General features: G+C 43.9%; 22 protein-coding genes and 1 pseudogene. 2 read left to right on the forward strand and 21 right to left on the reverse strand.

Annotation, left to right across the window (positions count from 1 at the left end; all coding sequences use genetic code 11):
• Window positions 1–20: 20 nt before the first annotated feature.
• On the reverse strand, window positions 21–1,442 hold the full coding sequence (gene lpdA / locus G475_RS0104385; RefSeq protein ID WP_026700239.1) for a dihydrolipoyl dehydrogenase: 1,422 nt from the start codon (window positions 1,440–1,442) through the stop codon (window positions 21–23).
• 215 nt (window positions 1,443–1,657) lie between these two features.
• On the opposite strand from lpdA, the gene G475_RS24225 reads away from it, so the two are divergent.
• Window positions 1,658–1,897: a DUF2627 domain-containing protein gene (locus G475_RS24225; RefSeq protein ID WP_035710239.1), complete on the forward strand. Its 240-nt coding sequence runs from the start codon at window positions 1,658–1,660 to the stop codon at window positions 1,895–1,897.
• Between the two features lie 12 nt (window positions 1,898–1,909).
• Here the strand turns inward: G475_RS24225 and G475_RS0104395 are convergent, their stop codons facing one another.
• The 3 genes from G475_RS0104395 to steA are packed head-to-tail and all read right to left on the reverse strand — an operon-like array spanning window position 1,910 to window position 4,451.
• Window positions 1,910–2,716 (reverse strand): hypothetical protein, encoded by an 807-nt coding sequence (locus G475_RS0104395; protein ID WP_026700240.1) that lies wholly within the window; start codon window positions 2,714–2,716, stop codon window positions 1,910–1,912.
• Window positions 2,674–3,354 carry a glycosyltransferase family 2 protein gene (locus tag G475_RS0104400; RefSeq protein WP_026700241.1) on the reverse strand — a complete coding sequence of 227 codons (681 nt, stop codon included), beginning with the start codon at window positions 3,352–3,354 and terminating at the stop codon, window positions 2,674–2,676. The genes G475_RS0104395 and G475_RS0104400 overlap by 43 nt, the downstream gene beginning before the upstream one ends.
• Window positions 3,351–4,451: a putative cytokinetic ring protein SteA gene (gene steA / locus G475_RS24230; RefSeq protein ID WP_051302167.1), complete on the reverse strand. Its 1,101-nt coding sequence runs from the start codon at window positions 4,449–4,451 to the stop codon at window positions 3,351–3,353. The genes G475_RS0104400 and steA overlap by 4 nt, the downstream gene beginning before the upstream one ends.
• A gap of 111 nt (window positions 4,452–4,562) precedes the next feature.
• Between steA and G475_RS27090 the strand changes: the two genes are divergently transcribed.
• Window positions 4,563–4,727, forward strand: a complete 165-nt coding sequence (locus G475_RS27090; RefSeq protein ID WP_156911624.1) for a hypothetical protein — start codon at window positions 4,563–4,565, stop codon at window positions 4,725–4,727.
• Window positions 4,728–5,040: 313 nt separating this feature from the next.
• Here the strand turns inward: G475_RS27090 and spo0A are convergent, their stop codons facing one another.
• From spo0A to spoIIIAF, 17 genes and pseudogenes are all read right to left on the reverse strand, one after another.
• Window positions 5,041–5,838, reverse strand: coding sequence for a sporulation transcription factor Spo0A (gene spo0A, locus G475_RS0104415; RefSeq protein ID WP_026700242.1), 798 nt, complete (start codon window positions 5,836–5,838; stop codon window positions 5,041–5,043).
• Between the two features lie 284 nt (window positions 5,839–6,122).
• Window positions 6,123–7,337 (reverse strand): SpoIVB peptidase, encoded by a 1,215-nt coding sequence (gene spoIVB, locus G475_RS0104420; protein WP_026700243.1) that lies wholly within the window; start codon window positions 7,335–7,337, stop codon window positions 6,123–6,125.
• Window positions 7,338–7,457: 120 nt separating this feature from the next.
• Window positions 7,458–9,179, reverse strand: a pseudogene (gene recN, locus G475_RS24235) (DNA repair protein RecN).
• A gap of 23 nt (window positions 9,180–9,202) precedes the next feature.
• Window positions 9,203–9,652, reverse strand: a complete 450-nt coding sequence (gene ahrC, locus G475_RS0104430; protein WP_026700244.1) for a transcriptional regulator AhrC/ArgR — start codon at window positions 9,650–9,652, stop codon at window positions 9,203–9,205.
• 113 nt (window positions 9,653–9,765) lie between these two features.
• Window positions 9,766–10,578 (reverse strand): TlyA family RNA methyltransferase, encoded by an 813-nt coding sequence (locus G475_RS0104435; RefSeq protein WP_026700245.1) that lies wholly within the window; start codon window positions 10,576–10,578, stop codon window positions 9,766–9,768.
• Between the two features lie 3 nt (window positions 10,579–10,581).
• On the reverse strand, window positions 10,582–12,471 hold the full coding sequence (gene dxs, locus G475_RS0104440) for a 1-deoxy-D-xylulose-5-phosphate synthase (protein ID WP_026700246.1): 1,890 nt from the start codon (window positions 12,469–12,471) through the stop codon (window positions 10,582–10,584).
• 26 nt (window positions 12,472–12,497) lie between these two features.
• Entirely contained in the window at window positions 12,498–13,088 is a 591-nt protein-coding gene (locus G475_RS0104445) for a hypothetical protein (protein ID WP_026700247.1), read from the reverse strand.
• A 704-nt stretch (window positions 13,089–13,792) separates the two neighbouring features.
• Entirely contained in the window at window positions 13,793–14,677 is an 885-nt protein-coding gene (locus tag G475_RS0104455; RefSeq protein WP_026700249.1) for a polyprenyl synthetase family protein, read from the reverse strand.
• Window positions 14,677–14,952: an exodeoxyribonuclease VII small subunit gene (locus G475_RS0104460; protein WP_084413987.1), complete on the reverse strand. Its 276-nt coding sequence runs from the start codon at window positions 14,950–14,952 to the stop codon at window positions 14,677–14,679. Before G475_RS0104460 ends, G475_RS0104455 begins: the two co-directional genes overlap by 1 nt.
• Window positions 14,945–16,348 carry an exodeoxyribonuclease VII large subunit gene (xseA, locus tag G475_RS0104465; RefSeq protein ID WP_051302169.1) on the reverse strand — a complete coding sequence of 468 codons (1,404 nt, stop codon included), beginning with the start codon at window positions 16,346–16,348 and terminating at the stop codon, window positions 14,945–14,947. The genes G475_RS0104460 and xseA overlap by 8 nt, the downstream gene beginning before the upstream one ends.
• Window positions 16,345–17,205: a bifunctional methylenetetrahydrofolate dehydrogenase/methenyltetrahydrofolate cyclohydrolase FolD gene (gene folD, locus G475_RS0104470; RefSeq protein ID WP_026700252.1), complete on the reverse strand. Its 861-nt coding sequence runs from the start codon at window positions 17,203–17,205 to the stop codon at window positions 16,345–16,347. Before folD ends, xseA begins: the two co-directional genes overlap by 4 nt.
• A gap of 16 nt (window positions 17,206–17,221) precedes the next feature.
• Window positions 17,222–17,617 carry a transcription antitermination factor NusB gene (nusB, locus tag G475_RS0104475; RefSeq protein ID WP_026700253.1) on the reverse strand — a complete coding sequence of 132 codons (396 nt, stop codon included), beginning with the start codon at window positions 17,615–17,617 and terminating at the stop codon, window positions 17,222–17,224.
• Between the two features lie 335 nt (window positions 17,618–17,952).
• Window positions 17,953–18,348, reverse strand: a complete 396-nt coding sequence (locus G475_RS0104485) for an Asp23/Gls24 family envelope stress response protein (protein ID WP_026700255.1) — start codon at window positions 18,346–18,348, stop codon at window positions 17,953–17,955.
• Between the two features lie 53 nt (window positions 18,349–18,401).
• Window positions 18,402–18,800, reverse strand: a complete 399-nt coding sequence (locus tag G475_RS0104490) for a hypothetical protein (protein ID WP_026700256.1) — start codon at window positions 18,798–18,800, stop codon at window positions 18,402–18,404.
• A 219-nt stretch (window positions 18,801–19,019) separates the two neighbouring features.
• The gene (locus tag G475_RS0104495; protein WP_084413988.1) at window positions 19,020–19,649 is read right to left on the reverse strand and encodes a SpoIIIAH-like family protein; all 630 of its coding nucleotides are present in this window, start codon (window positions 19,647–19,649) and stop codon (window positions 19,020–19,022) included.
• Window positions 19,646–20,302 (reverse strand): stage III sporulation protein AG, encoded by a 657-nt coding sequence (gene spoIIIAG, locus G475_RS0104500; protein ID WP_035710242.1) that lies wholly within the window; start codon window positions 20,300–20,302, stop codon window positions 19,646–19,648. The genes G475_RS0104495 and spoIIIAG overlap by 4 nt, the downstream gene beginning before the upstream one ends.
• Window positions 20,302–20,946 carry a stage III sporulation protein AF gene (spoIIIAF, locus tag G475_RS0104505; protein WP_026700259.1) on the reverse strand — a complete coding sequence of 215 codons (645 nt, stop codon included), beginning with the start codon at window positions 20,944–20,946 and terminating at the stop codon, window positions 20,302–20,304. Before spoIIIAF ends, spoIIIAG begins: the two co-directional genes overlap by 1 nt.
• Window positions 20,947–20,948: the final 2 nt, after the last annotated feature.

The raw sequence follows: 20,948 nt of genomic DNA on the forward strand, positions 1-20,948 counted from the left end.
ATTTACCCCCTTAATAGAACTTATAGGTGAATCGCTTTTTCATCTGCGGCCAGCGCTGCTTCGCCCATGATTTCAGACAAAGAAGGATGAGGATGGATCGTTTCGGCAATTTCAAAGCCGGAAGCATCTACAATTCTAGCAAGAGCTGCTTCCGATATCAGCTCCGTTACCTGAGAGCCAATCATATGAATACCGAGTAAATCATTATTTTCTTTATCGATCACCATCTTCACAAAACCAGTGGAATCTCCCTGGACAAGTGCCCGTCCGACAGCCTGGAAAGGGACCACTCCCGTTTTCACAGGCAGATTTCTCTGTCTTGCTTCAGCTTCGGTCAGCCCGATACTTGCAATTTCCGGTCTGCTGTAGGTACATTGGGGAATCGAATGAAAATCAAGCGGTATCGGCTTATTCCCCACAATGTGATCAATCGCGATCATGCCCTCTTTTGAAGCTGCATGAGCCAGCTGTTTTCCGCCGGCGACATCACCGACAGCGTAAATATGGGTTTCCTTTGTCTGATACCATTTATTCGTAACAATAACGCCGTCCTTTGTTTCAATGTCTGTATTTTCCAGACCGATATCTTCTATGTTTGCTTCTCTGCCGATACACACTAATACTTTCTCCGCCTGAAGCTCTAATTCCTTGTTTTCCTGCTCAACTGTCACCGAAATGTTGTCTGCTGTTTCCGTCTTGTGCGGAACCACGCTTGTGCTTGTATAAATCTGCACTCCCCGCCTTTTCAGTCTCCGTTCTATTTCGGCAGAAATGTCATGGTCTTCCTGCGGCAGAAGACAGGACGCATACTCCACTATTGTGACATCCACTTCAAAGTCGGAAAGCATCGAAGCAAATTCCACTCCGATCACTCCTCCTCCTACAATGATGATAGAGGAAGGAAGCTCTTCCAAGTGAAGCGCATGATCAGACGTTATCACTTTCTTCCCGTCTATGTCCAGCCCGGGCAAGGCCTTGGGCCGCGTTCCTGTAGCAATAATAACATTTTTAGGAAGCAGCATCTGATTTTCAGAACCGTCAGCCATTTCGACGGATATGGTCCCGGAACGCGGGGAAAATATAGATGAACCCAAAATACGGCCGATTCCCTTATAAACATCAATACTGCCTTTTTTAAACAGCTGGAGTATTCCCTGGTGAAGCTGTTTTACGATAGCGTTTTTTCTTTCCTGCACTTTATCAAATTGAAGTGTGAGGCCTGTGGCCGCGATCCCATATGCTTCACTATTTTTCATATCCTCGTACATTTCTGCGCTTCTAAGCAGTGATTTACTGGGGATGCAGCCGCGGTGAAGACACGTCCCTCCTTCTTCCGCTTTCTCTACCACTGCCGTTTTTAACCCTTCCTGGGCAGCTTTTACAGCGGCAACATAGCCGCCTGTCCCAGCACCTACTATGACCACATCATATTCTTCCGGCACCAGCCTTCCTCCTAACCTGCATCTTTTTTTTATCCCTTTATGCACTTTAGCATTTCTTTCTATTGGTCATCCAGCAGAAAGGATATTTATGTATTAACAATTCTCTATTTTAACACGTTTCGGCTTCTCCATGTACTTTTCCATAAAACTTGAACTTCCCTCCAGAGGTGGAGTACAATACATTTGAAATACATGTATGTGTAAGGAGAGAAAAAATGCGGATTATCGCTTTATTAATATTAGTCATTCCGGGGTTTCTTTCCGCATTGGGAATTAAACTAATGAGAGACACCCTTTTTCAAATTCTACAGGCTCCTTTCCCTTTTCTTTGGCTGCAATTCCTTACCGGAGGACTTTTGCTTATATTCGGAATCTGGTTCATTGCCGGATTTGTTTTATACCGGGACCGAAAAAATAAAAAACCAGGGGTGCGCAGGGTATCAAAATCTGAATAAACCCCATCTGTTCTATTCTTTCCAGCCCCGCTGATCAATCCAATGCAAAAGAGGGCGGCTGCGAATGATGGCATGTATAGATTTTTTTTCTGCAAGCAGCGTCATGAAAGCATAACCAGCTGCCAGTATGATTTGAGCGGAAAGCGGCAGCCATACAGCCCCTGCCCAGGCAATCAAACCACCTGCAGCGGCAGCCCCATTATCTCCCAGCATGCTTCTGTTCGAGGACTCCGCCGCGGCCCACAACACTATCACCGAACTCAAAGGTATGATGGAATCCCAGGTCAGAACAGCCGGCTGCCATAACACTATTATCCCCCCGTGGGCCAGCGTCCATTTCCATACGCGGAGGGGGCGGGTGTCTAATAAGTTCGTGACATGAGGAGACAATAAAAATAATGCAAATATAACGAAAAATTCTAAAGACAGAAACGGCCGCAAAAATACAGCTGCTATCAGAGCAGCCGCCATCGTTACGATAATTTTTATAAAACCCGTCGACCATTGATGCTCTTTTAAAAACAGCAGGAGATGTCCCTTGATCCCTTTTGGATAAGACCCGCCCCATACATCATCCAACCAGCCGGCACTCCAAATCATGCCGATGTATATAACCATAACAGCAGCATCCGGAGGAGCCCAAAACCCACTAAATGTTAGAATGGATAAGAATAACACCAGCCCTAAAGAAAAGGGAACCGGCCTCTGCTTATAATTTTCCGTCTTCCACCCATAAAGATGACAAAGAACAGACACGCCATACCAGTAAGTAATGATCAGCGCAGGGAAGTATAAGAGCGGCCGTATTTCTTCAAGCACCGTTCTACCTCCAGCCACTGTTTTCCCCGGTGGTATATTCCCTGCCAACCCCACCCTTTTCCTTTATGAACAAAAGGAACGTTGACTTCTTCAATCCGAAACCCCTGCTGAATCGCGTGTAAATTCATAATCGTTTCCAAACCAAATCCTTCCGTTTTCATTTCTTGAAAAATCGGTAAATGTTCCCGCCGAAAGGCTCTTTGTCCGGAAAGCGGCATTTCCAATGAGATTCCGCTTTGTTGTTCGATCATCCGCTGTACTCTTCTTTTTACAAACCCAAATCCGTTTCTTCCGTTTCCCTGCACCTTACCAATGACAAGATCTGCGCAATGATGCTGTAAGGCTTGTATCAATGCCTCCCCATAAGCAGCGCTTTCCCGCAGATCAGCATCGAGGGTCACAATATAATCTCCCTTGCTCGCCAGCCATCCTGCCTTGGCGGCTGTAGATTTTCCTTGATTTTTTATAAAAGAAATAGTGGTATCGCAATAGTATTCCATCATTCTCCCGGTGCGATCCCTGCTTCCGTCATTCACTCCGATTAATTCACTTGCCCAGCCTGCTTCCCGTATAGCGTTAATCGTGGAAGGAAGATGTTTTTCTTCATTATAAGCCGGTATAATTACACTGATTTTCACGCCTTTATCTTCACCTCTTTCCCATTTTTTCTGATCTCTGCCCTGCTATAAAGGGAAAATAAAGAATGAAGCTTGTTTTTCCACCACGACTCATTTTTCTTTGCTTTCATAACATGGTGGATCCCTTTCAAATCAATTATCCTGCTGCCGGCCAGCATCCTCATCAGCAGAGAAGAACCCATACCTTTGCGGCCTTTGCTTAGGTATTCCTCCATATCCCGATGGCCGCCTATTAAATAAATCTTCTCGGCTCCTTCTTTTAAGGCAAATGCAATCGCAGCATCCTCGCTTAAGCCGACAAATCTCACCGTTTCCGCCGTAAGCTTCTGCTTTTGTATCTGATGCAGACCAGGAGCACGGCCATCCCTGTCCTCATGGACGATTAACCTGGCCCCGCTGCAAAGCGACGAATTACTGACAGAATCCATGTCTCCGATAATATAATCAGGACATTCTCCCATCTTCCTCATTTCGTCAGCTGCTCCATCCACGGCAATACGGCACATCCCAGGAGGTAAAAAATATTTATTCGCATAATATAAATCCTGAACATAATCCGCTCCCCGGATAACGATACACACATCCTGTCCCTGCAGGGAATTTGATCCCTTCCAATTCTCCCATTGTTTTAACAGTGTTTCCAGATCCCGCGATGCATAGTAAAAACTGTTCCCGCAGAAGTCTTCAAATGCTTCCGTTTTCTTTCCTGCTGCTTTTTCGTTAAGCGCTGAAATAAGCGGCTGAGTATATTCCTGTAGAAATCCAATTTCGATTTTACGACCGGAATAATCAAGAAAAAGCCGGTCCTGATTAATTTCTACCTCTCGTTGATTCACCCACGGCCCGATTTCAGAGGAATGAATATCAAACACCCTAATCTGTTTGTTAAGCAGCCGAATCACCCCATCCTGCATAAATCTTCCCGTCATCGAGGGTTTCACATTAATAACTGCTTTAACTTTTTTATCAATCAGAGTTTCCGCAGCAGTGGAATCAATATCTTCGTGAGCCAGCACCGCAATATTATTGGGATGGATAAATTTCACAAGTTCTTTTGTTTTTTTATGATAAAAAGCCCTTCCTTTTATCTTTACCACCTTTCTCGCCTCCTCCTGTTAGTATGGTCCAAACAGGAGCAGTTCCATGCATAAAAAAACAGAAGATGTGCAATCTATACCTACTCCGCAGAGAAAGGAGCTGTGTTTCCAGTGTTTCAATTCATGGAATCCAGACATGGATATGATATGTATGTCAGCTCCTATAACGGGGAGCAGTATACGATTCAATATGACCCGGAAACAGAGCAGATTGAGCAAATGCGTCCTATCAATTACCGGCTGGCCGCACTATTTGAGACTTTCATAAAGGAATAAAAGTGCGGCTGGGAGAAAATCATCAAGATATAAAAAATTCCGAACGATCCAAGAAAGAATCGTTCGGAATTTTTTGCGTATCCCTACCATGCTTTCCGTGGGCGCGGCTCGAATAAAGGAAGCAGGCGCAGATCTGATCCGCATCCTGTGGACCCTCAGCAGAAAAATTTCTGCTGCAGGTCTCGAGACACGAGCTGGCCCCACTGGAGCTTCGATTTTGACTTCGCTTGTTCTTCTTTTAACATAACTACGAATGGTCCGGGTTTTATTTATCCTTTTTTCTTTTGTCCCAGACTCCTCTGTTTTGGTTATATCAGCTTACTTTATGTTCCAGACGCAGTTTATCTGCCACCATGGCAATAAACTCGCTGTTGGTTGGTTTAGCCTTCGATACATTGATGGTGTAACCAAACATTCTTGAAATCGAATCGAAGTTGCCCCGGCTCCACGCCACTTCAATAGCATGACGTATTGCCCGCTCCACTCTGCTCGATGTGGTATTATACTTTTTCGCGATATCGGGGTACAGCACTTTCGTAATCGATCCTAAAAGGTCGATGTCATTATATACCATGGTTATCGCTTCCCGTAAGTACATATATCCTTTTATGTGGGCGGGAACACCAATTTCATGAATAATGTTTGTAATGCTCTGGCTTAAATTAATTTCTCCAGAGCCTTCCTGCTGTTCCTTCACCGGGGTAGATGCTGTATTTGGAATAAAAGAAGACATTTGCTCTCCGCTCACTTCTCTAATATTGGAGATTAACGTTTCCATGTCAAAAGGTTTTAATACATAATAGGAAGCCCCAAGGTTTACTGCTTTTTTCGTGACCTCTTCCTGACCGAAAGCCGTAAGCATAATGATTTTTGGTTTCACCTGTGAATTGTTGGAGTGTATCTTTTCTAAAACCGCCAGGCCGTCCAGATGGGGCATTATAATGTCAAGAACAAGAACATCAGGCTCGGTCTCCTCAACGATTTGTAAACATTCCTGCCCATTGTACGCATAGCCGGAAACTTCCATGTCTTCCTGGGCCCCAATATATTCATTCAATAAGCCCACTAACTCTCTGTTATCATCTGCCACACAAACCTTAATGTTATTCAATTCATGTACCTCCTCATTTTTTGTTCCTTTTTTATTCCAATTGGCTCTATATTTCTAATTCAACAGAGAAATCAAAATCCCTTTAAATATTTCAAATTTCTTTAAAAATCTTGAATAGATGCCATTATCTAATAATTTCTATAAATTTAGACTCTTTTCGACGTTTGACAATTAATACACCCGTGCATTTGTCGAATAATCTTTATTTTTCTTCCTTCATCATATCACATTTTTATCCAAAAAAAGAAAGGAAAACTAACATTTTAGTTTTCCTTTCTTTTTCATTAGGCTGCTCCTTGTCTTTCCTCCGCGAATGTGTCGATTCCTGCTTCCTCGAGCATCCATTCAATATGACAGGCATACCCGGACGTAGAATCATTCACAAAAACATGGGTGACAGCTCCGGCTATTTTGCCGTCCTGAATAATGGGGCTCCCGCTCATGCCTTGAATGATCCCGCCTGTTCGTTCTAAAAGCTCTTCGTCTTTTACTTTAATAACCATTCCCTTGGAAGCAGCCTGCATCTGAGGCATGGATTGAACAATTTCAATATCAAACGCTTCGATCTTTTCATCTTCAATAACGGTAAGCATCTTTGCCGGCCCCGGTTTTACTTCCTGTGCAAAAGCCACGGGCATAGGTTTATGAGGGTCCATTTTATCTGCATCAAGTTTGCCGAATACTCCAAATGAGGTGTTTTTTGTTACTTCTCCTAATTCTTCCCTATCGGAAGCAAGGGTGGCCTGTTTTTCACCAGGATCCCCATTTGTTCCCCGTTGTATTGAAGTAACCGATGATCTCATTATCTTTCCATTTTCAACTGTAATTGGTTTTTTAGTGTCCGAATCTGCAATCACATGGCCGAGAGAGCCGAATTTCCCTTGTTCTGGTTCATAAAATGTCAGTGTTCCAACGCCGGAAGCTGCGTTTCTAATATAAGCCCCCAGCACATTTCCTTCTTTTCCTTGATGAAGATTCACGCTGATCTCATGTAAATCCGTGTTGCGTTTAATTTTCATTGTCAGCCTTCGTTCTTGATTCATTTCTTCTAAGCGGTGGACGACATCTTCCAGTTTATCGATTTCATTTCCATTCATTTCCACAATTCGATCTCCAGGCTTTAAGCCGGCCTTCTTTGCTGGAGAAAATCGTTCCTTTCCATCAACAACATCGTGGAATCCTACAATCATTACTCCATCAGATTGTAATTTAACTCCTATCGAATCCCCGCCTGGAATCACTTTTAAATCGGGAATTTTTTTCACACTGGTTTGTTTTGGCGGCAATCCGCCTACTTCTACAGTGGCGCTGGCAGGTTTCTCTTTCTTTACTGTAACCTGTCCGCTTCCTTCCAACATTTCTTCTATATACGAAGAAGCTGATTCAAATGTTGTAATTTCGTTTGGTATTTGTAAATAGGACTGCACTTTATCATTGGCCATGGTCAGAATAAAGAGAACCAATAATAGCATGCCCGCCAATTTTCTCCCCCAATCCATTCCTTGCATCCTCCTCGTCCCCGCAGATATTTAACTTTTGGTGTACTTCTAATGTTGCCTCTGGGAACGGTATTTATAAGTGCGGTCTGCTAAAAAAGCTGACCTTTTTTGGTCAGCTTTTCATGCGTTGGATTTTATTTTTTCTGCCATCGTCAACAGCTCTTGAGCGTTATCCCGTGTTAATTCTGTCACTTCTACTCCTGAGATCATCCTGGCAATTTCATCCGTTTTCTGCTGTTCTTTTAATGGCCGAATATTGGTAATAACCCGGTCTTCTTTTTCTTTCTTCTCAATACACAGATTAGTGTCAGCCATTGCAGCAACCTGCGGCAGATGGGAAATACATAATACTTGGGCTCCTTTTGCCACATGATAAATTTTTTCGGCAATGGCTTGAGCTACACGGCCGCTTACCCCTGTATCCACTTCATCAAATATGATGGAAGTTACATGCTGAAAACCGGCTAAAATGGTTTTAAGAGCAAGCATGATCCGGGAAATTTCTCCTCCAGAAGCCACTTTTGCCAAAGGTTTTAAAGGTTCGCCAGCATTCGTTGCCATTAAAAACTCAACCTGATCCTGCCCATTTTCATTAAAATAAGAAACGCCCTGGTCCCATTCATAAGTATACCCTTTATTAGCGGGTTGAATTCGAACTTCCATAACAGCTTTTTCCATAAATAAAGCCTGAAGTTCATGTTTCACATCTTCCGCCAGCTTTTCTCCTGCCTGCCTCCGTAAATCCGTTAATGTATCGGCTTCCACTTTCAAATCAAGGGCCGTTTCCTGTATTTGCACTTCCAACTCTTCCAGTTTTTCTTCTTTATTGGATAAAGACTCCATTTCTTCTTCCAGTTCAGAAGCAAATTCCAGAATCTCTGTCACGGAGTTTCCATATTTCCTTTTTAATTTTTTTATTTCTTCCAGACGACCTTCGATTTCATTCAAGCGATCCGGGTCAAACGACAAGGAATCCATATGGTCGCGGAGAGAGAAGGTAGCTTCTTCCAAAGTATAGTAAGCCGAGTCCATCGATTCCTTCAGTTCCTGCACATTTTCATCCACGGCAGCCGCTTCTTCCGCATGACTCATGGCAAGACCTGCCCAATCCAAAGCCCTTCCTTCTCCGTATAAGCTTTCATAAGCATGTCCAAGCTGACTGTAAAGCTTTTCGCTGTTCGCTAAAATATGCTTTTCTTTTTCCAATTCTTCATCTTCTCCCGGTACAAGTCCCGCTTCTTCTATTTCTTTAAGCTGGTACTGAATAAAATCGAGACGGCTGGCCGTTTCCTGATCATTTTCCCGCCATTTTTTCCATTCCGTTTTCAGCTGTGAAAACGTCCGGTATCTGGCCAGATAATCACGATACGTTTCTTTTAACCGCCTGCCGGCATACCGATCAAGAATAGAGAGGTGTTTCTCCTACTGCATAAGATCCTGATGCTCGTGTTGTCCATGAATATCGACAAGGGACTGGCCGACCTCCCGTAATACAGCCAGCGTTACTAATTTTCCATTTATTCTGCATACGCTTTTCCCTTTATCGGTAATATCCCTTCGCATTACCACCATATCTTCTTCCACTTCAATTCCGGTATTTTCTAAAACAGTACGTGCTGGATGCGAGGGCTGAATGTGAAACAATCCTTCGATTTCAGCTCTGCTTTCTCCATGGCGGACATAATCTACAGAGCCGCGTCCCCCGATTAAAAGACCAATGGCATCGATTACAATAGATTTTCCAGCTCCTGTTTCGCCGGTCAGCACAGTTAAACCTTCTTCAAAACGTACCGTTATCTTATCAATAATTGCAAAATTTTTAATGGTGATCTCTTCGAGCATAACAGCACCTCGGTATCCATGGATTATAGCATATCTAAAAACCGGTCAATCGTCTCTGTCGTTTGGTCTTTTTCCCTGCATATGATTAAGATGGTATCATCTCCGCAAATCGTACCCATAATTTCTTCCCAGTCCAGATTGTCAATCAGGGCAGCCACCGCATTGGCATTTCCCGGCAATGTCTTCATGACAATTAAATTTTCCGTCTGATCAATGCCGATAAAACTGTCGATCAAGGCTCGTTTCAATTTTTGTAACGGATTAAACCGTTGATCTGCGGGGAGGCTGTATTTGTAACGGCCGTCAGCTGTCGGCACCTTAACCAGATGCAATTCCTTTATATCACGGGAAATCGTTGCCTGGGTGACATTATATCCCCCTTTTTTTAGTCGATCGACCAATTCATCCTGAGTTTCGATATCGAAATCAGAAATAAATTCTCTGATTTTAATATGCCTTTGTCCTTTGTTCATCATTCTAATCCTCCAACTCTTGATAGTCTCCTCTATATATTCATGATACCCAAAATTTCATATTTATACAATCGAATGATTAAAGATGGAAGACCAAAGGAAAGGAAGTCCCATTATGAAGCATAATGGGCGTGCGCTTGGTCGATGACGTGAGAAACAAGGTGAATGGCATGGTTTGTGGGAGGAGCCGGCGGTTTCCATAAAAGGTGCAATAAGAATTCAATATTCCCATCGCCTCCGGTGATCGGAGAAAAATCAAGTCCGTCGGCGTGAAAACCTGCTGCACCGGCAAATTGAATAATATCCATCAATACTTCCTGATGCACCTTACGATCCCGTACAATCCCTTTTTTTCCGACTTTATCCCTGCCTGCTTCAAATTGAGGCTTGACCAGAAGGCAGGCATGAGCATTTTCTGAAAGGATCCGACTTAAAGGTTCAAGCAAAAGTTTCAGTGAGATAAAAGAAACGTCAGCAACCGCTGCTTCCGGTTTCTCCTCAAAATGGCGCGGCTCGGCATACCGGAAATTATACTGCTCCATGACGGTTACCTTATGATGGCTGCGTAATTTCCACGCAAGTTGATTACTCCCTACATCCACGGCATACACTTTCTGCGCCCCATTTTGCAGCGAGCAATCTGTAAAACCGCCGGTGGAAGCACCGATATCAATAACTATTTTGTCTTTAACATCAAAATCGAATACGTGCAGGGCTTTCTCCAGCTTTAAACCGCCGCGGCTTACGTAGGGAAGTTTATTCCCTTTAATCCGTAACACAACATCCCGGTCCATTTTTGTACCGGGTTTATCAATCGGTTCCTCATTGGCCAGTACAAGACCTGCCATAATGGATCGTTTTGCCTGTTCTCTTGATTCGAAAAACCCCTGTTCAACGAGCAGGATGTCAATTCTTTCCTTTTTCATTTATTACGCCCTTTTTTGTTTTCTTGGCAGCAGTGCTTGTACTTTTTTCATGACTTCGTGTGATGTCAGCCCTATTTCTTCATACAATTCAGGGACACTGCCATGTTCAATATACCAGTCTGGTATTCCCATTCGTTCTATTATCATTTGGTGCTGACCATTATCGTGATAATGTTCTAACACCGCACTTCCAAAACTTCCTTTCAGAGCAGCCTCTTCTAGAGTAAGAATTGGTTTATTTTCTTCGTAAAGTTCTTCCAGCAAACCATTATCCAGCGGTTTGGCAGAACGGGCATTGACTACTCGGACAGAGATATGCTGCTCAGCCAGCATATCCGCTGCTTCCTGCGCCACCGGGAGCATTGTACCAAACGAGAGGATAGTGGCGTCTTTTCCATCTCTCATGATTTCCCATTTACCGATATCGAGCTCTTTTAATTCTTCCTCCATCTGTACGCCGTATCCGTTCCCTCGTGGATAACGTACAGCGATTGGGCCTCCGTCATATTTGTAAGCTGTATACACCATATGCTGAAGTTCATTTTCATCTTTTGGCATCAAGATTGTCATATTAGGCAGGCTGCGAAGATAAGCAATATCAAATACTCCCTGATGTGTTTCTCCATCTGCCCCTACCAGGCCTGCCCGGTCAATTCCGAAGAAAACGTTCAAATTCTGCCGGCAGATATCATGAACCAACTGATCGTAACCACGCTGCAGGAACGTGGAATATACGGCAAATACCGGCTTCATGCCTTGCGTTGCCAATCCTCCTGCCATCGTAGTGGCATGCTGCTCGGCAATTCCGACATCGAACATACGATCAGGGAATGCCGCTCCAAATTGATCCAGTTTCGTACCTCCGGGCATAGCAGCTGTTAACGCAACTACTCTCTTATCCTCTGCAGCAATACGCTGGAGTGTGCTGCTGAAAACAGCACTATAGGCGGGCGGACCGGGTTTCTTTACGACTTCTCCCGATTCAATTTTATAAGGTCCTAGACCGTGCCATGTTCCTTTTGCATCATTTTCTGCCGGTCCATAGCCTTTTCCTTTTTTCGTCAGGACATGTACAATAACAGGTCCTTTCGTATCCTTTGCATATTTAACATTGGACATAAGATCATCGAAATCATGGCCGTCCACCGGTCCAAGATACGTAAAGCCTAACTCTTCAAAAAACATACCGGAGACAAGCAGATACTTTAAGCTGTCTTTTACACGTTCAGCAGTGGAGGCAAGCCGGCCTCCAAAAGCTGGAATCTTTTTAATAAGATACTCAAGGTCGTCCTTCACTTTCTGATAGCGTCCCATTGTCCGCAATCTGCCCAATATACTGTGCATCGCCCCCACGTTTGGAGCAATCGACATTTCATTATCATTTAGGATGATCGTCATATTTGTCTGCTGATGACCTATATTATTCAAAGCCTCTAAAGCCATCCCGCCGGTGAGCGCCCCGTCTCCAATTACAGCCGCCACCTGTTCATCCGATTCTTTAATATCTCTGGCCACAGCCATACCCATGGCGGCGGACAAAGACGTCGAGCTGTGACCCGTTTCCCAGATATCATGTACACTCTCATTACGCTTCGGAAATCCGCATAAACCACGGTATTTCCGAAGCGTATCAAACTGATCCGCTCTTCCCGTCAAAATTTTATGAACGTATGTTTGGTGGCCGACATCCCACACCAATTTGTCCTTTGGTGTCTGATACAGGGAATGTAAAGTAAGTGTTAATTCAACCACCCCCAGGTTTGGGCCCAGATGTCCGCCGGTCACAGACAGCTGCTGAATTAAAAAGTCCCTGATATCCTTGGCCAGGTCCCGTAGTTCCCGGCGGCTGCAGTTTTTTATAAATTCCGGGTCCTTTATCGTTTTTACGTCCATCAAACGAACCCTCACTTTCCGTGATTTTATGCGTCTTTTTTCCTTTTCTTTTTAAACAGTGTAATTTTACATTTTTCTTCTATAACATAAAAAATACGACCTACTTGAAAAATAATAGACGTGGATTTTGTGATGGCAAATGTTTTTCCAAGTGCTTTACCTCCTACCGTTAATGCCGCAACGACAGCAGTAAAAATAACATTTAATGTGAACTGCAGTGCACTTCCATCACTGGCACCGGCTGAAAATGTCAGCTGCAGAACCACTGCTGATGCAGCTGTACCACTAACTACGCCGGAGATATCTCCAATCACATCTGCGCAGAAGTTGGCCACTTTATCTGCATTTCTCGTAATCAGCATTGCTTGAAATGAGCCGGGTACTTTTTTGGCTGCCATGGCATGAAAAGGCTTTTCCGATGCAGCCGTAGCCGCCACGCCAATCATATCAAAGAATACGCCGGTTAACACTATAATCAATACCACCAGCATTCCAACAGCCCAGCCCACCCCTGACAAAAACGCGGTGGAAACGATTGAAAAAATAGCCGCTAACACGAGTGTGATAACGGCAATAAATATACTCCAATGTATAGATTCTTTCCATATACTTTTCATTTTTTTTTCAATATCACCTAATATTATGGCGTAACGTTGGTAACAATAAAGCTATGTAAAAAATCGGATGGTCGGAATGAAACGTAAACATTGTGTCTTAGGTCCAGTAGGTTTTCCCACTCGTCTACCGGTGCGTCGCCGCCCCGGCGGTTTCCCTTTAAAGACGGGTTGATGGCGTTGCCGCTCATCAGACTGGATTGCCACTTAGAACACACTGCAATCCGCTTCATCCGTCCAAAGAACAGTCTAGGAGTTTTCCTCGACAATTCCGTGCCACTCTCTTAGCCTCTTTTGCAGGGCAGGTTTCAGAAAATAGGAAGATAAGCGCCGGCCAAGCGTAGTTATCTTCCTATTTGCCTTCTTCCCCGCTGCCCCACTCAAGGCAGGCTACGCTGCAGGCAGACCTCCCGAGGCCTGCCATGCAGGTCTTACCTTTTCCCTTTAAGAAAAAGGCCTCCGCGGCGAAAGGGTTCACGCCCACATGCCTTTGTGGATCGCCCTTACACCTTTACTCCCAGCATCGACCCAAGGCTGGGCGCCTCGAGCCGACACCAGGAACTTCATCGATATGCCCTTCAGCGGATTTTTAGGCCCGCCCTCGAGAATGGAGAATCGACTAGAATACTGCACCATCCGATTTTTTTGTAATTTCATTATACCACGAAATAATTCATCTAGACAAATCATTCCTATCCGCTTCTCCACTAATGGAGGCGTGTGACAGTATAATCTACAAAGGCAGACAATAACGCGGAATAAGCAGAAGTGGATTGCAGGGAAGCCTTGGCTTGTTGAGCATGGTGATAAAGTTTATCCTTTGCCCCCTCCATCGTAAGCAGACTGGGATAGGTGCTTTTATTTTTTCCTTCATCCCTTCCGGTTGCTTTACCCATTTCCGCTTCATCTCCTTCAATATCAAGGATATCGTCCCTTATCTGGAAAACAAGTCCCATTTCCTGCGCGAACAGACGGAGCTGCTTAAGATCTTGTTCCGGTGCTCTCCCTAAAATACCTCCGGCCGCAATCGAGAATTGCAGCAATGCTGCTGTTTTTCGATAGTGAATATACTCCAGTTCATTTTGGCTGAGCAGTTTGTTTTCTCCTTCTAAATCCGCAGCTTGTCCGCCTACCATCCCCTCCGCTCCTGCGTCCTTGGATAATTCATTCATTAACTTTACTTTTTGGATATCATCGGCCTGGGATAACGAACCGATCATAGCAAACGCGTTTGTTAATAGGGCATCACCAGCCAGAACAGCAAAGGCCTCCCCGTATACTTTGTGGTTGGTCCACTGCCCGCGGCGGTAATCATCATCATCCATTGCAGGAAGATCATCATGAATCAAAGAATATGTATGCACCATTTCAATGCTGCAGGCTGCTTTATAATCTTCTGCTTCGATCTGTCTGTATGAAGAAATAGAAGCCAGCATTAAAAGAGGGCGAATTCGTTTTCCGCCCGCTTTTAAAGAATATATCATTGCTTCTTTTAATTTCTGCGGACATTCTAAATCCATTATGTAAGCAGGAAGTCTATGATCTATTTCATCTTTATGGGTATTAATAAACGACTCTAATTCTGGGGTGATCACTCTACATCCTCCTCGGTTGTCAGAGGTTTGATTTCTCCGTCTTCCTCTACGATCCGGTCCATTTGTTTTTCTACTTGACGGAGTTTTTCATGACAGGTGTTCGATAAAGTCATGCCTTCCTGATACATCGCTATGGCTTTTTCTAAAGGAACTTCCCCTTCTTCTAATTTTTCCACAATATTCTCCAGTTTTGCCATGGCTTCTTCAAATGAAACGTCTTCCTTCTCCATAGGATTCTCTGTATGATTTCCGGCCTGTTCTTCCTCACTCATCGTTCTTCCCTCCTTCTTTTCGATTATGCTGCGTTTTTTCCCATAATACGCTGTCGGACCAGGATTCTGTTTTAGCTTGAATCTGCCCGTCCCGTACATACATCGTGATCCTGTCTCCATTGTTTACCTGGCGGACCGATGTGAGCAGCGTATCCTTTTCGATATAAGCCACATTATATCCTCTTTCCATAATACCCAACGGATTAAGGATTCTCAGTTTTTGCAGCACATGCTGGAAATTTTCGTCCTTATCGGCAACATACCGTTTCACCGCTTTTTCTGCTTTCTCGTTAAGAGCGGCAAGATTGTTTTTTTCCTGTTCCAGTAGACGGTAGGGATGCCGGCGGTGCAGTCTTTTGGCCAATACTGCCAGACGTTCGTCCTGCGCATGTTTTTTATTTACGAGACTTTTTTGCAGTCTTTCCAGAAGACGATCGAGTTCCTGTTCCTTTTGCTTCAGCAAATGACCGGGATAGCGGAAGGCATAAGAGCGGTCGAGACGATGCAGATGCTCCTTTTTTGCCTCTGTGTACTTTTTCATAGCCCGGTACAGCCGCGTTTTCAATTGAATATGTGTGTTCTCTAAATCCGCCAGCACCGGAACCGCTAATTCAGCTGCTGCTGTAGGCGTTGCAGCCCGTACGTCTGCAATAAAATCGGAAATAGTAAAATCCGTTTCGTGGCCGACGGCTGAAATAGCCGGGATCGTTAAAGCGGCAATCTTCCGGGCAACGATTTCCTCATTAAAAGCCCACAGTTCCTCTATTGATCCTCCTCCTCTGCCAAACAGAAGAAGATCAAAAGAGCCCATCATTTCTGCTCGATCCATGGCAGAAACGATGGAAGAAGCGGCTTCCTTCCCTTGAACGAGGACAGGAAACAGTGTAATCCGGGCTAAAGGAAAACGCCTTTTCAACGTAGTGGCCATATCTCGAATAGCCGCGCCGGTTGGAGAGGTGATGACAGCTATTTCTTTTGGAAAAACAGGAATAGATTTCTTTCTCTCTTTAGCAAACAACCCTTCGGCTTCCAGCGCTTTTTTCAACTGCTCATATTGAATATAGAGCTGGCCGAGTCCATCCGGTTCCATCTCTTTGACATAGAGCTGATATTGACCGAACGGTTCATACACAGATATATGTCCCTTAATAAGAACTTTCATGCCATTTTCTGGTACAAATTTCAACCTGCGGTTATTTCCCGCAAACATCACAGCAGAAATTTTGGAGTTCTCGTCTTTCAGTGTAAAATACATGTGGCCCCGGCTGTGTTTTTTAAAATTCGATATTTCTGCACGCAGCCATACGTGCTGCAGATTGTCATCCAATTCAATGGTTTTTTTGATCTGCATGGTTAATTGAGATACCGTAAGCCAGTTTCCCTGTTCTATATTCATGAATTTCGAACTCCGGCATGTTTTTTCGCTGACTGCAGCGTATTATAAAGCAGCATGGTAATCGTCATTGGTCCGACACCGCCCGGCACTGGTGTGATAAAAGATGTTTTCTCCTTCACTTCTTCAAAGTCCACATCTCCGCATAATGTTCCGTCCTCTCTGCGGTTCATTCCTACGTCAATCACGGCTGCCCCTTCTTTCACATGCTCCTGCTTGATGAATTCGGCCTTTCCCGTGGCAGCGATGACGATATCTGCCTGGGAGGTATGATGCTTTAGATCGGCTGTTCTTGAGTGGCAGTATGTAACAGTAGCGTTTTCGTTTAAAAGCAGCTGGCCGACCGGCTTTCCTACAATATTGCTTCTGCCTACAATGACCGCATGTTTTCCTTCCAACGGTATATTTTTGTACTTCAACATCTGCAAAATGCCAAACGGTGTACAGGGAAGGAATGCTTCCTGACCTGTCATCATTCTCCCAATATTAATGGGGTGAAATCCATCCACATCCTTTTGAGGGGCAATCCTTTCTATAACCTTTTTTTCAGATATATGATCCGGAAGTGGAAGCTGGACCAGAATGCCGTGAATATTATCCTGATGATTGTACTCTTCTACTTTGTTCAACAGTGTTTCTTCCGTAATATCCGAAGGCATTTCTGCTAATTCTGAATAAATGCCTGCCTCTTTTGAAGCTTTTTCTTTACCCTTCACGTACGATCTTGAAGCCGTATTATCACCGACCAGAATAACGGCCAGCCCGGGAGTGACGGTATCTTGCAATGCATGGACCTCTTCCTTAATCTGCTGCCGCAGTTCAGCAGCCACTTCTTTTCCACTGATAATAGATGCTGTCATACCTATTTTCTCCTTTTCACCCTTCATATTTTTTTAATATACTTGATAACACTCCATTAACAAATTTCCCTGATTCTTCCCCGCCAAAAGCTTTGGCAATTTCGATAGCTTCGTTGACGCTGACATGAAGGGGGATGTTTTCCATATATAACATTTCATGCACGGCTTCCCGGAGTACAGCTCTGTCTACATTCCCCACCCGTTCGAGCGTCCAATGCTGTAGATGTTCTTTAATAATTGAATCAATATCATTTAGGTGCTGCAGTGTTCCTTGTACAGTCTGTTTCAAATAATCATCAGCCGTCTCGTCTTCCTCCAGGGTATTATTCAACGCTTCTTCCCAGGAGGTGCTTGTTAAATCAATTTGATACAGAATCTGTACTGCTCTTAACCTTGCTAAACGTCGGTTCATACCTTTGCTCCTTCTTCTCATACAGTTATCCCGGAAAAATAGCTTTCAGACAAAATGGTTGTCCAAAGACAGGGGAAGGGAGACTTCCCTCCGTCGGAGTTTTATCCTCTTTATAAAGGACCAAGGGCTGTGCCTCATCATGCTGCACGCCTTTGTGAGCTGTGTCCTGTGCGGCAGCTGGCAACCGCAGTCTTCGCGCCGTTCTCCCGAATAGGGGAAACGGGAGTTTCACGGGCGCCCGCACCTGGATTAAAAAAGCTGGAGTGAAAATCAGGAGAAATTCGATGTCATTTTTCAGCCAGCTCTAAAAGGATGACAGAACATTTATCCTTTGTTTAGACCTGTTCCACTTCATCCTGAATTTCTAATTGAATACCTAGGATATGAACATTGATGGACTGTATTGCAATGGAAGTCATCGTTTGAAGAGCTTGTTGTATATTCGTCTGTACCTCTCTGGCCACTTCCGGGACAGATACTCCGTAATTCAACAGAAGGGAAATATCGATCTTGACCCCGTCTTCAAGCAATTCCACCTTAACACCTTTTCCATGATTCTTTTTCCCAAGCCTTTCAGCGACATCAGCTGCAAAATTACCCCTTAATGAATAAACACCATCCACTTCAGAAGCTGCCAGGCCGGAAATTACTTCGATTACTTCTGGTGAAATTTCAATTCTGCCTAACTCATTTTTCTCTTCCTCCAGATCGATCATCCGGTATTCACTCATCCATCTCACCTCCAGGACTGATTCAGCTTATACGCATTTTTCTTTCGTTGATTTTACTCTTCTGATGCTTCCTCGTCCGCCTGGGCTTCAGCTGCTTCGGCTTCAGCTGCTTCAGCTTCCTGCTGTTTTTGTATATAATCGTATTTATACTGGCGGAATACTGGAAACTCCGATAGGTTATCAGGAATTTTTCCGTCTTCAAGCAGTATAATTTTAACGATGTTTTTATTTCGGGCCATATGGTATTTTTCCCCGTACTCATTTTCTTTCGTGAACTTTTTTAAGTTTTCGTAGTCTTCTTCCTGAATGGATACAGTATAGGCATTACTGCCTTCCCCGTATTCATGTTCAAATCCTACTTCAAACTCTACAATCTGTATTTGATCATTTTTCATATTTCTGGTTTGTTCCAACACTGCTTTGGAACCTTCGGTTAAATCCGCCCACTCCATCAAAAAATCTCTCCTCATTTCATATGCTGACAATATATTCATTTCATCTGTTAAATTATATCATGCCGCAATCTTTTTTTCATTATATCCCCAAAGTTTGAAAACAGTGTGAAAAGTTTTGGAAATGAGCTCTGCCGCTCCTTATTCCAGAGAGACCCAGTTCCTTTTTCCACGAAAAAGCCTGTACTTCTTTTTTCGAAGTACAGGCAGCAATATGTCTTAATTAGACGCGGAACGGTGGCCGATTACAATATCCTGTGCTCCTAATTGTTCAGCCGCCAGCCGGTTAAGAGCTACTGCTTCTTCTTCCGATAGTTTTTCTGCCTGAACGATGATACGTGTACTGTCTTCCCCCGGCATCACTACCGCCTCTTCATAACCTTCCGACTGTATGAGGTTTTCAAGGGTACTTTCCCGGTGCTGCCTTTCTTCCAAAGCCTCCCGTTTATCGTAAGCTTCACTTTTTTCAGCAGCAGTAAAATCATCCGATGCTATGGTTTCGGTATATTCTTCTCTTAAACGACTTCGGGATTCGTCCCGTTCCAGCCGAAATTCACTAAAAAGGCTGTCTGTTGTTTCTCCTGCCTGTTCTCCGGCATTCTCCCCATTCACACTTTCCTCTGCGGATGGATCCGTTTCTTCAATGGTAGTCTCCATTTCTTCATCAGAAAGCCATTCTACCAATTCTTCATCCTCCATCATTGCCGTTACTTCATCTGATTGTTCTTCCCCTTCTGGTGCTTCTTCTGCCACTTCATCCGGAGAAGTTATATAATATACCGCCAATACAATCGTCAAACTTACCATTGTCATGAGCCAAACCGTTTGCTTTTTTAACACCACTCTCATTCTCCTCTCTCTTGATCATTTGGTAATACGGATACTTTATGCGGCGCTATTTCCAACACCCTTGTCACTGCTTCTACCACCCATTCTTTCACCTCTATATTATCCACTCCATCTGCAACAACAAGTACCCCCTTTGCCTCCGGTTTTTCTTTATAAAGCAGAAGTGGTTCTTCCTGGTCTCCCTGTCTTACAATAACCAATTGTTCTTCGGTGGTGCCGTCTTCCATTTCCCGCGTTCCACCCTCCTGGTCTTCTTCTGTGGTCGTCTGCTGACGTATTGTTCTGTCTTTTTCATACACTTTTTTTCCCGTGCCTTCCAGACTTACCATAACTGTAACGTTATCTACCTGTGATATATTCTCAAGCATATTTTCCAGTCTTGATTGCATCTCTTTTTCTATTTCTCCAATTTCTCCCTTATTCTCTTGCTCCTCATCGGCTGTTTCTTCCTTATTCTGAGGTGGAACGTTCTGATTTCCCGGGTTTTCCTCCTTTTCCCCGTTTAATGCTCCTATTGCCATAAGAACGATTCCCAGCACGAGGATAATTCCCAAATACAAACTAAACGGCTTTTTTGGAGGAGGCTGGTTGTTTCCTTTCCCAAGCCATTCTTTAAACCTTCGTTTTATGGGAGCATCTTCTGTTTCAGCCATTATCCACCCTCCTCCACCAAAGAAATGTGAATTTGATTCATACGAAGATCCCAGGTTTCAGCGAGATAAGAATGAATTTCTTCCGCTTCACCTGATGTCTCTTCTGAAGTTTCTTCGACCGTCTCCTCTGATGTATGTTCTACGTTGATGCGTACAGGCTCAATATTCTTTTCATCCTCATCTTTTTCTTCCTCATTCTCTGCCTTCCTCAGCGTCACAAATACAGAAATATCCTCTGTGTTTAAATCTTCCTCCAGCGATTCAATTGATATGTCTTCTACCTCCCATCCCCATTGGTCTTTAACATGCCTGTCTGCCTGATCCTTCAGCTGACTGGATACTTGTTTAGAAATATATGCATCTTGTCCCGCTTCTATTTCGTTTTTCTGCTTATTCATTTCTAATTCTATTGATTGATCTTCAAAAGATTCCCTTCTCCAATTTTCGATAGTCTGCTGAATCTTTTGTTCAGGGTTACTGGAGGTAATTGATAACAATGGTTCGATGATAAGAAGCATCAGGATAAAAGATAGTACCAGCCGTGCATATTTTTGAAAGGAAGAAGAGGGAAGAAGCAGCTCCAACAAAAAAGCAGCCAGAAGGAAGATGATCAGATTACTCATCCATTCGCTGAAAGCTTCCATAT

It is taken from the genome of Salibacterium aidingense DSM 18341 (assembly GCF_000429685.1).
Taxonomy (GTDB): domain Bacteria; phylum Bacillota; class Bacilli; order Bacillales; family Marinococcaceae; genus Salibacterium; species Salibacterium aidingense.

Coding starts and splice junctions, on each gene's coding strand:
- ahrC (WP_026700244.1), bottom strand. CDS start 9,652: ATGAACAAAGGACAAAGGCATATTAAAATCAGAGAATTTATTTCTGAT.
- G475_RS0104495 (WP_084413988.1), bottom strand. CDS start 19,649: ATGAGAGTGGTGTTAAAAAAGCAAACGGTTTGGCTCATGACAATGGTA.
- xseA (WP_051302169.1), bottom strand. CDS start 16,348: ATGAATATAGAACAGGGAAACTGGCTTACGGTATCTCAATTAACCATG.
- dxs (WP_026700246.1), bottom strand. CDS start 12,471: ATGGACGTAAAAACGATAAAGGACCCGGAATTTATAAAAAACTGCAGC.
- G475_RS0104490 (WP_026700256.1), bottom strand. CDS start 18,800: ATGGAGTGGGCGGATTTAACCGAAGGTTCCAAAGCAGTGTTGGAACAA.
- G475_RS24225 (WP_035710239.1), top strand. CDS start 1,658: ATGCGGATTATCGCTTTATTAATATTAGTCATTCCGGGGTTTCTTTCC.
- spoIIIAF (WP_026700259.1), bottom strand. CDS start 20,946: ATGGAAGCTTTCAGCGAATGGATGAGTAATCTGATCATCTTCCTTCTG.
- spoIVB (WP_026700243.1), bottom strand. CDS start 7,337: ATGGATTGGGGGAGAAAATTGGCGGGCATGCTATTATTGGTTCTCTTT.
- nusB (WP_026700253.1), bottom strand. CDS start 17,617: ATGAACCGACGTTTAGCAAGGTTAAGAGCAGTACAGATTCTGTATCAA.
- G475_RS0104460 (WP_084413987.1), bottom strand. CDS start 14,952: ATGAGTGAGGAAGAACAGGCCGGAAATCATACAGAGAATCCTATGGAG.
- G475_RS0104435 (WP_026700245.1), bottom strand. CDS start 10,578: ATGAAAAAGGAAAGAATTGACATCCTGCTCGTTGAACAGGGGTTTTTC.
- folD (WP_026700252.1), bottom strand. CDS start 17,205: ATGACAGCATCTATTATCAGTGGAAAAGAAGTGGCTGCTGAACTGCGG.
- G475_RS0104445 (WP_026700247.1), bottom strand. CDS start 13,088: ATGAAAAGTATATGGAAAGAATCTATACATTGGAGTATATTTATTGCC.
- spoIIIAG (WP_035710242.1), bottom strand. CDS start 20,302: ATGGCTGAAACAGAAGATGCTCCCATAAAACGAAGGTTTAAAGAATGG.
- G475_RS0104485 (WP_026700255.1), bottom strand. CDS start 18,348: ATGAGTGAATACCGGATGATCGATCTGGAGGAAGAGAAAAATGAGTTA.